Genomic DNA, 7,528 nt, shown 5'->3' on the forward strand with positions numbered 1-7,528 from the left:
GATGGCACCCTGTTCCTGGCGATGGAGCTCGTCGAAGGGATGACGCTCGCGGAGACGATCGCCCAGGGGGCGATTGTGCTTGAGGAGGCTCTTCCACTCTTCGCGCAGATCGCCGCGGGCCTGGAAGCGGCCCACGCGAGAGGCGTGATTCATCGTGACCTCAAGCCCGCCAACATCAAGGTGACGCCGGACGGCAAAATAAAGATTCTGGACTTCGGTCTCGCGAAGGCGATGTCGGAGCCCGATGATGCGCGGAGCTCGTCTTCCAGCCTTCACGAGTCGCCGACCGCGGTCAAAGAGACGGCGAGTGGGATGATACTCGGCACGGCGCCCTACATGAGCCCGGAGCAATGCAAGGGGAAACCCTTGGATCGGCGCGCAGATCTATGGGCGTTTGGTTGTGTGCTCTACGAAGCCCTCACGGGGAAGAAGGCCTTCCATGCGGAGACGGTCTCCGAGACGCTCGCGGCGATTCTCAAAGACGAGCCTCGGTGGGATCGCTTGCCGGCGGACACCCCGGGCTCCATCCGCACGCTGCTTCGGCGGTGTCTCCGCAAAGACGCCGCGCGGCGGCTTCACGACGCGGCGGATGTGCGTATCGAGATCGAGGATGCTGCCGCCGAGCCCGAGAGCGTTGCGCCCGGGGTGGGCTCGGCGTCGGCGTGGCGGCGCTACGTGCCGGTTCTCATCGCCCTCTTCGCTTCGGGAGTGGCTCTTTGGGCGCTCCTTCGCGTGCCGGCGCGGCGAGAGGCAGAGGCCCCGATTGCCCGGTTCGCTCTTCCGCTCGGGCCGGGTGAGGAGCTCTTTCTGACGTCGGCTCCCACCATCGCCATGAGCGATGACGGCCAGAGCATCGCCTACGTCGCATCGCGAGGGGCCACGACGCAGCTCTATTTGCGGCAGCTCGACGAGCTCGACGCGAAGCCGGTGGGAGGCGCCGGAGCGACGATGCCCTTCTTCTCACCGGACGGCCAATGGCTCGGATTTGCTCAGGGGGGCAAGCTCATGAAGGTTTCGGTCCGGGGAGGGGCCGCCACGGCCCTCGCCGAGCTCTCGGGCGCCCCACGAGGGGCCAGCTGGTCTTCCGACGGCATCGTCTTCGTTCCCGATGCGGCGCTGGGGCTCCACTGGGTCGGAGAGAACGGCGGTGAGACGCGTGTCCTCCGAGCGCCCGACCGGGCAACGGGGGAGAAATCCTACCGCTTTCCCGAGATTCTGCCCGAGGGCAAAGCCGTCCTGTTCACGGTGGGGTCGGGCGACATCGAGTCGTGGGACGACGCCTCCGTTGCGGTGCTCTCTCTCGAGGCCGGCGAGTATCGGATTCTCCTGGAGGGTGGCGCCTACCCTCGCCACAGCCCGACGGGACACCTGTTGTTCGCCCGCGACGGCTCTCTTTTCTCCGTTCCGCTCGACGGAGATCGATTGGAGATTACAGGTGCTCCCGTTCCCGTGCTCGATGGTGTGGTTACCTCTCCGACAAAGGGACCGGCCATGTACGCTCTTTCGCGAAACGGCTCGCTCCTCTACGCGCGCGGCAAGCCCTGGGGAACGGATCTGCGCGTCGTCACGGTGGATCGGGACGGAACGGCCGAGACACTCATCGATACGCCTCGCGCCTATGACGAAGTGGTGCCGTCCCCCGATGGAAGCAAGCTGGCTATCGCAATCGACAACGCGAACGCGGACATCTGGATGCACGACATCGTTCGCGGCACAACGACTCGTCTCATCTCGGGTTTCAATAACATGACTCCGCGCTGGACACCGGACGGAGAGCGCATCTCGTTCTCCTCCGATCGCGATGGGGTGATGCAGGTCCTCTGGCAGGCGGTCGACGGTAGCGACGAGGCTGCGGTTCTCGGCTCTGGCGTGTCGCCGGTCGCCAACTCCTGGCAGCCGTCGGGGTCCACGTTGGCTTTCGTACGTTTCGAGCCCGGCACGGAATGGGATATCTGGACCTTCGATGTGAACGGCGATCGCAGGCCCCAGCTGTTTCTCGCCACCGAAGCCAACGAAGAGTCTCCCGTGTTCTCTCCGGACGGTCGTTTCGTTGCCTACCAGTCCGACGAGACGGGGACGGACGAAATCTATCTCCGTACGTTTCCCGATTCGGGCACGAAATCTCAGGTTTCCACCGACGGCGGGGCGCAACCGATCTGGAGCCCCGACGGACGAGACATCTTGTATCGAAGCGGGAACAAGATGATGGCCGTCAGCGTTGCGCATGATGCGGGCCGGGCCATCCTCGGAAAGCCGCGGCTGCTCTTCGAGAGAGACTTCGTCTTCACCGCTTACAGCGAGGTCTTCTATCAAATGATGCCGGACGGCGAGCACTTCGTCATGGTCGACGCGAGCGAGGCGGCTCCGCGCCCGACGGCCTTGACGCTCGTTCAGAATTGGAGCCGAGAGCTCGAGATTCTCTCCCAATCGGCGAGGTAGGTTGCCGCTATCGGTCCTCGATCCCGGTTCGACTGGAAGCGCTCGAACAACTACCGCATTGATGATGGTGAAGATCGTCGTGTTGGCGCCGATCCCGAGTGCGAGCGAGATGACCGCCTCGCCGGTGAGTAGCGGGCTCTTGACCAACGTGCGAACCTCGAAGGGCAGATCGTTCTAAACGACCAGTACTGGCCTAGTCTCGCGAGCCCCTCGGGCTCGCGGACAGGTCGACGGGTTAGTCGTCGATGAGCTTCTCGAGTGCTTCGGCGTGCGTTTCCAGGAACAAGCGGTCCTTGGGGCGGTTCGCCTTCGCCTTGGACTCGACGATATGTTTGAGTCTAGCTACAGGAACGTCGATACACTCCAGTCGGAACACACGGCGTTCTCGCCAAACGTCGTCGAACTCGAATCCCGCCATTTCCAGAGTGAGATCGATTTCGAGTCCTCCATCATCCGTGGCCCTGGTGAGAGCCCGTCGCTCGACGACGCGCGTTCGGCCAAGAAATCGTCGAGGGGCTTGTCCATCGGCTCGTTGCCGGACCACAGTTGAAGGCCGACCGATTCGCACGCTTGCCAAGCCGTGAGCAAGTTTCTTGCGTCGGCAGGCAAGAACAGATCGCGGTCGTCGGTCGTGAAGAGCGTCTCCCCCGACGTCGCGTAGTAGTTCGCTCCCCAGACACCGATCACGATGAATCGGACGCCGCTTTGGGATAGAGCGCGCACCAGCTCTTCGAACGCGCTCACCTCGATCTATCGCACTCGAATCGCTTTCGCGAAATGCGCCTTCGACTCTCGAATCGCTTTCGCGACCCACGTCTTGTCCTTTCCGCTCTCGTTGCGTGGATCGGATTCGACCCGCTCCACGGCCTTCAAGTACGATTCGGACAACGGCACGTCGTTCGCGTCGCCGCGGGGCGCCCGCGTATGCGAAGGTTTTTGGGACTCGACCTGCCACGAGCAGCATTTTACCACCCGGCAGCGAGACAAAACTCAGGGGCGGCTCGGTACGAGACGCTCCAGCTCCTCGCGCCAGTTGAGCACGATGTGGATCTGCGCGGTGGAAGCCTCCGACTCCGACTTGACCATGAGGAAACGTTGACCGTCCCGCGTCACGTCGTAAGTTCTCGCGGCCGGACTACCGAGGTAGGAGCCCTCGAATAACGGCAGGGGCGTTCCGATTCGAAGCTCCGGCTCGAGCCGCACTTGAGTCGCCAACATCGCGTCGCCGTTGCGAAAGAAGAGCTCACGCCCCGTTGGCGACCACGCGGGCTCGGTGCCGCCGCTGGTGGAGACGGCAATCGCAGCTCCGGCCTCCAGATAGGACGTCACATAGACTTCGGTGCGGCCGGATCGGTTGGAAGTGTAGGCGACCCAACGGCCGTCGGGGGAGAAGTCCGCAGCCCGCTCGTTGAACTCCGACGCTACCAATGGCTTCGCCTCCTCGCCGAATGTCATCGTCCAGATATCGTAGTTCGCGCTCGAAACACGATCCCCGAAGAGAAGCGTTCTCCCATCGGGGTGAAAATCGTAAGGCCTCTGATTGGAAGAGGGATTTTCGAGCAAACGTTCAGGGTCTCCGTTCGCGTCGGCGGGCATCCAATACAGATCGTCTTCGCCGCTGGCTCGCGAGGCATAGGCGACGCGACGTCCATCCGACGTCCACGCCGGTTGGTCACCCAAGACGTCGAACGTGAGCCTCGTCCGTGCCGGCCGGTCGACGTCCAGAACCCAGATATCCCACTTGCTCGAGTCTCCATCGGAGAGCGCGACCTTTCGCCCATCCGGCGACAGCCGCGGGCCGAAGTAACCCCCCGGCTCATGAGGAAGAGGCGTCTCGATCCCCGAACGATCGACGAAAACGAGACGACTTTCGAGAGATTCGAATCCGGAGCCACTGGAGTAGGCGAGCGAGCCGTTCGGGCTTACGGCGTACTGCGCCCCCTCATGGCTTCCATGAGCGTGGATACCTTGAAGGACCGGCAGCGGTTCGCCGTCGAGCTCGAGTGATGCCAGGTCGAACGGAACCGCCCAGAGCGTCTCGTCGCGGACGAAGAGCAAATGTCCTGGGCGCAGGAATCGCGGCTGTATCGCGTTGTCGATGAGGACGCGTTCCTTTCCTGTCTCGAGCGAGACGACGGCGACTCGGGAGCGGTCGTCGACACCCACACCACCACCGGCTACCGCGGTGTGCGCGCCTGGGGTTTCGGCGAACAAGACGGCTTTCGATCCAGGAAGAACGTCCGGCCACGACACGACGCGAGAGGTCGCTTCGCCGGTAAGACGTCGCGGCGTCCCCCCTGCGGCCGGAAGCTCCCACAGCGCTCCCTCGCTCGCGAAGACGATGCGTTCGTCGTCGACCCAAGTGGCACCGTGGACGCTCCTGAGCTCGCACAAAACCGCTGTGGGGCCTCCACTCAGCCGAACTTTCTTGAGCCGGCCGTCCGCGTGGAAGCCGAGCCATTCGCCGTCGGGAGACAGAAAGGGTTGAGCGCCGCCTTCGGTGCCGGGGATGGGTGTGAAAGCCTCCTCGTCCAGCGATCGCACGAAAAGCTGTTGCGCCTCGCCCGACCCTCGCGCGAACACGAGGCTTCTCTCATCGGGTGTCATCGCCAAAAGCGTGGGCAGGTGACCGTTGGGGCTTTCGGGAACACGGATATCGAAACGCACGACAGGACCAGGGGTCGGATCGACGCTCGCCGTGGAAGATTTCATCGCCAACGCGCCCAGCACGAGGCCAAGAGCGAGCGCACTGACTGCCCACGCGTACACGGCGCGATGAGACGTCGCCGGTGTTTCCGCGGTCTCGACGTCCGCGCCTTCGAGCACAACTCGAGCTTCGCCAATGTCGCGAAGCCGGCGCTTCGCGTCTTTGTCGAGGCAGCGCCGCAGCAGAACACGCACGCTCGCGGGCATACGCGGCAGCTGACTCCATTCCGGCTCCGCCCGGATCACCGCGGCGAGCGTTTCCGAAACATCTTCGCCGGGGAACGCTTTCTTGCCGGTGAGCATCTCGTACAGCACGGCACCGAACGCGAAAATGTCGGTGCGCTTGTCGACGCGTTTGCCTTTCGCTTGCTCGGGGCTCATGTAACCCGCCGTTCCCAGTATGACGCCCACCTGCGTGCCTTGCCGGGTGAGTGTCGGTGATTGCGAGAGTTCTTGGTTGCCGCCGGCGCCCTCGCCCTCGAACGCTTTAGCGAGTCCGTAGTCCAGCACCTTGACGGTGCCGTCTTCTTTGAGCTTGATGTTCGCGGGCTTCAAGTCGCGGTGCACGATGCCGGCCTCGTGACCCGCGTCGAGCGCTTCGGCGATTTGCTTCGCGATCCCCAGGGCCTCCTCCTGCGGGATCGGGCCCTGGGCGATGCGGTCGGCGAGCGTGGGTCCTTCCACGAGCTCGAGAACGAGCGCCTGGACACCGTTGGACTCCTCCAGCCCATGAATGCCGGCGATGTTCGGGTGGTTCAACGACGCGAGCACGACGGCTTCTCGTTGAAACCGGCGAATCCGTTCTTCGGCTCGCGCGAGCTCCTCGGGCAAGACTTTGATCGCGACGTCGCGACCGAGTTTCGAGTCTTTCGCCCGATAGACTTCGCCCATTCCGCCCTTACCGATAGGCTCGAGAATCTCGTAATGGGAGATGACGTCGCCGGGCTTCACGCGGACGCGATGTTACGACGATGGCGGATCGCGGGCAACCCGCGAAGCCTACGTCGCCGGAGTTGGTGTGCCGCGACTCCGTTCGAAATCGCCGTGATCAATGCCTCAATCGATCTGCGCTTGCCCTCCATCACTCACGACTTCGCCGAGCTTCTTCACCGCATCCGACGCGAACTGCCGTTTCTCGACGAGCAGTCCTGGCGAACGGTCTACGGCTACCCCCTCGCCGAGCGCAGGTCCGACGAAGCCGAGCGATTGTTCGAAGAAGCTCTCGCGAGCGCCCGGCGGGAGCTCGCGGACGGAAGCGAGTGTCCGAACGTGGCGGTCGAGATCGCTGCGTGACTCGAAACGAATCCTTTGGCGCGACTTTGACTGATCGGCCCTGGTGGCGCAGAACTATGGAGTTAAAGCCAGTTCTCAACCTTGAGCGCCGGTACCCGCTTGAATTCGGCCACGTTATCGGTTACGCATACTGCCTCGATCGCACGGGCCTGCGCGGCGATGAGCATGTCGTTCGCCCCGATCGGCGTGCCCTTCCTCTCCAGAATCGTTCGAATCGCAGCATAGTGACGGTCGGTGCCGGCTTCCAACGGGAGGATCGTGATCGCACCGAGGATCGCCTCGACGTGGCGTGTGAGCCTCCGCGAGCCATGCTTCGCGGCTCCGTAACGCAGTTCGCAGGCGACGATAATGCTCGTGAGGACATTGTCTTCTCCCACGTCGGCGATCCGGGCTGCGACCCGCCCCTGCGGCTGGCGCACGAGATGAGAAAGGATGTTGGTGTCGAGCAAGTACGACCGCCTAGCCATGTCAGAGGTCCACGGGCTCGGCGGGCAATGACTCGATCCGCGGAAAGTCCTCGTCCAGCGGTTTCAACGTCGCGAGCACGGCGAGCAGCGAGGGCCGGGCAATCGGTTCCACCACGAGGCGAGCACCTTCTTTTCGCAGAATCGCATCGCGACCGGGCAACTCCAGGTCGCGAGGAATCCGAAGTGCCTGGTTGCGGCCGTTCCTGAAAAGGCGGACGTAACGTTCGGTATTCTTGTGCTTCTCACGAGGCATATGCTGTACATATGCTAACGCAGTCGGGGCGGGCTCGCAAGGACCTGCATGGCGCTCCCGACGGGCGCTGTTCGACGCTTCGGATGAGAATCCGGAGAGTGCATTTCGCGTCTCCGTCCGATTCGGTTCGCTCGAGACAGCGCCAGAGCGGTCGGCTAATCAGGGCCTATCCAGGTCGGACTCCGCGTCGAAGCGGCTTCGCGCCTGAACGGCCGCGGCGGTTTCGGCAAAGCTCTCGTCGCGCGTGTAGCCGACATCGACGATGCAAGCCTCCAGCAGATCGGGATCGGTGACACCCGCTTCCTCGCACGCTGCGCGCGCTCGTCGCCGCCAGCTGGGAGGAAGGCCGGCGGCGCTCGCTTCCCTCTTC

At 63.6% G+C, this 7,528-nt stretch carries 7 protein-coding genes; 2 read left to right on the forward strand and 5 right to left on the reverse strand.

Annotated elements, in window-relative coordinates:
- Nucleotides 1-2,439, forward strand: a 2,439-nt coding sequence (locus VEK15_06260; protein HXV60279.1) for a protein kinase, incomplete at its 5' end; no start/stop codon positions are given.
- A gap of 342 nt (nt 2,440-2,781) precedes the next feature.
- Here the strand turns inward: VEK15_06260 and VEK15_06265 are convergent.
- Together VEK15_06265 and VEK15_06270 are read right to left on the reverse strand one after the other, a co-directional pair.
- The gene (locus tag VEK15_06265) at nt 2,782-3,183 is read right to left on the reverse strand and encodes a hypothetical protein (protein HXV60280.1); all 402 of its coding nucleotides are present in this window, start codon (nt 3,181-3,183) and stop codon (nt 2,782-2,784) included.
- A 246-nt stretch (nt 3,184-3,429) separates the two neighbouring features.
- The gene (locus VEK15_06270; protein HXV60281.1) at nt 3,430-6,096 is read right to left on the reverse strand and encodes a protein kinase; all 2,667 of its coding nucleotides are present in this window, start codon (nt 6,094-6,096) and stop codon (nt 3,430-3,432) included.
- A gap of 93 nt (nt 6,097-6,189) precedes the next feature.
- Between VEK15_06270 and VEK15_06275 the strand changes: the two genes are divergently transcribed.
- Entirely contained in the window at nt 6,190-6,438 is a 249-nt protein-coding gene (locus tag VEK15_06275) for a hypothetical protein (GenBank protein HXV60282.1), read from the forward strand.
- 62 nt (nt 6,439-6,500) lie between these two features.
- Here the strand turns inward: VEK15_06275 and VEK15_06280 are convergent, their stop codons facing one another.
- From VEK15_06280 to VEK15_06290, 3 genes are all read right to left on the reverse strand, one after another.
- On the reverse strand, nt 6,501-6,905 hold the full coding sequence (locus VEK15_06280) for a type II toxin-antitoxin system VapC family toxin (GenBank protein HXV60283.1): 405 nt from the start codon (nt 6,903-6,905) through the stop codon (nt 6,501-6,503).
- A 1-nt stretch (nt 6,906) separates the two neighbouring features.
- Complete coding sequence (locus VEK15_06285) at nt 6,907-7,158, reverse strand: AbrB/MazE/SpoVT family DNA-binding domain-containing protein (GenBank protein HXV60284.1); 252 nt, start codon at nt 7,156-7,158, stop codon at nt 6,907-6,909.
- Between the two features lie 159 nt (nt 7,159-7,317).
- A partial coding sequence (locus VEK15_06290; protein ID HXV60285.1) for a hypothetical protein occupies nt 7,318-7,528 on the reverse strand: 211 nt, incomplete at its 5' end.

This window comes from Vicinamibacteria bacterium (assembly GCA_035620555.1).
Taxonomy (GTDB): Bacteria; Acidobacteriota; Vicinamibacteria; order Marinacidobacterales; family SMYC01; genus DASPGQ01.

Coding starts and splice junctions, on each gene's coding strand:
- VEK15_06280 (HXV60283.1), bottom strand. CDS start 6,905: ATGGCTAGGCGGTCGTACTTGCTCGACACCAACATCCTTTCTCATCTC.
- VEK15_06285 (HXV60284.1), bottom strand. CDS start 7,158: ATGCCTCGTGAGAAGCACAAGAATACCGAACGTTACGTCCGCCTTTTC.